3 protein-coding genes are annotated in these 1953 nt (G+C 60.8%); 2 read left to right on the top strand and 1 reads right to left on the bottom strand.

All coding sequences use genetic code 11. The annotated features are described in order from the left end of the window. The coding region (locus tag RH91_RS19775; RefSeq protein WP_010165075.1) for a transposase at positions 1–667 on the top strand (667 nt) is incomplete at its 5' end. A gap of 306 nt (positions 668–973) precedes the next feature. Here the strand turns inward: RH91_RS19775 and RH91_RS19780 are convergent. Then, a complete protein-coding gene (locus RH91_RS19780; protein WP_157137063.1) occupies positions 974–1120 on the bottom strand; it encodes a lmo0937 family membrane protein in 147 nt (48 codons plus the stop codon). Positions 1121–1702: 582 nt separating this feature from the next. Between RH91_RS19780 and RH91_RS19785 the strand changes: the two genes are divergently transcribed. Further along, on the top strand, positions 1703–1953 hold a 251-nt coding region (locus RH91_RS19785), incomplete at its 3' end, for a transposase (protein ID WP_029624111.1).

The raw sequence follows: 1953 nt of genomic DNA on the forward strand, positions 1-1953 counted from the left end.
CAAGCACAAGCTGATCGCCGAGCAGGCGGTGAGCAACCAGGTCCTCGACCTGGGCCTGCTCGCGCAGACCGCAACAGCGGCAATGGAGGCACTGGGCGTCGAGCGGATCAATGCGGTGGCCGACCGCGGCTACTTCAAGATCGAAGACATCGAGGCCTGCGAGGCGGCAGGCGTCACCCCGTATGTGCCCAAGCCGCTCCGCGGCTCTGCCGTACGGGAGGGCTTTTTCAGCAAGGAAGTCTTTCGCTACGAGCCGGACCAGGATGTCTTTATCTGCCCGGCTGGGGCAACGCTCTCGCCGCGCTACCGGGGTAAGTCGCGCGACAATGTGAAGATCGACTATGCCAACAGCGATGCCTGCACCGTCTGCACGATGAAGCCACGCTGCACCCGGTCATTCCGCCGCGTCTCGCGCCTGGAGAACGAGGCTGTTCTCGACCGCATGGCAGCGCGGCTGGCACTGCGCCCTGACATACTCGCCCAACGGCGAAACAGCGTCGAACATCCCTTTGGCACCATCAAGCATTGGATGGGCCAAGGCGCTTTCCTGATGCGCCGGCTCGAGAACGTACGCGGCGAGTTCAGCCTGACCGCGCTCGCCTACAACATCAGACGGGCCATCACCCTGGTCGGCGTGCCGGGCCTGATCGCCGCGGTGAGGGCGTAAAAACGGCCTTCTCGCGCCTCAAACGGCAACCGGACCTCCAACAGGCCGTCTCTCGCTGCCTCGAGGCCCTCAAAGAGCACCTTCGGGCTTATTTGGCTCTCCAACCGCTCGAGATTGGAATTCGGTGACGCCGACCGCGCTGTTCACGACTTTCCACACGGTCTGCAAAAGTTTTGCATCAACGACGCAGCGCAAAGCGGTTGGTCGGCTGACGCCCATTTACGGACAGGCGATAGCGGCACGGCCAAAGAGGGATCGGTTTTCCCTCCGCGCCGTGCTGCTGAACACGTAAGGTCAAGCGACCGCCTATACCGCGCGGCGGCCGCTTACCAGGTTGAAGATTACCACGACCACCGCAGCGACCAGCAGAAGATGGATCAACCCGCCCCCGATATGGACAGCGAACCCAAGGACCCAGAGAATGAAGAGAATTACGGCAATGGTCCAAAGCATGGGAAAGCCTCCAGTCGGCAGATGCCACAACAGCATCTTTCTGAAGCCAAAACGCAATCGTAACGGAAAGTGTTCCTTGGCTCTGAAGTCCTCGCCATGCTGTGCGGGGGATCGTATAGAAATTTTTTCGATTCCGCTGCTTCACCGCCGCGGGACGGAAAAATAAGAATCTGGGAACCGCCGCCACAATCGACGAGACCGCCGTTTGGCAGGCGATCCTTAACATCGTTGCTAGGCCTTCGCCGACGCGCTGCGCGCATTGCCGAGCGCCGCTGGATCCACCCTCGACACAATCTCCCAATGTAGTTCTAGGAACCGCTGTCAAATTGCAGCGCAGGCAACGCCAGCGAGGCCAGTCGCTCCGCATCGTCTGGCACGCGTTGAGGGTAGCGTGCGGGACACATCTACTCTGTAATTGACTTGCTGCGCATCCGGGTCGCGCTGTACGTGTCAGTCCGATGACAACTCCTACGCCGGATCGGTCGCGGGATCGCCGGATCGAGTGACGTCCTCCCTGTTTTTTCATCCAGTTTGAGCGAGAGTTTTCCGGCCTTGAGAAGCCTGCGGGCAAGGAGCTGGGACATGAAGAAGTCGAAGTACACAGACGACCAGATCGCGTTCGCGTTGAAGCAGGCGGAGACGGGCACACCGGTGGCGGAGGTGATCCGTCGGATGGGGATTTCGGAGCAGACCTTCTACCGCTGGAAGAGAATGTACGGCGGGCTCGGCGTTGGAGAGCGGCGGCGTCTGAAGTTGCTCGAGGAGGAGAACCGCAAGCTCAAGCAGCTGGTCGCGGACCTCAGCCTGGACAAGCACATCCTGCAGGATGTTCT

The sequence above is a fragment of the Sphingomonas sp. PAMC 26617 genome (assembly GCF_000242835.1).
GTDB lineage: Bacteria > Pseudomonadota > Alphaproteobacteria > Sphingomonadales > Sphingomonadaceae > Sphingomonas.

Bases quoted from the DNA above. Each gene is read 5' to 3' on its own strand.
- RH91_RS19780 (WP_157137063.1), bottom strand. From the start codon at position 1,120: ATGCTTTGGACCATTGCCGTAATTCTCTTCATTCTCTGGGTCCTTGGG.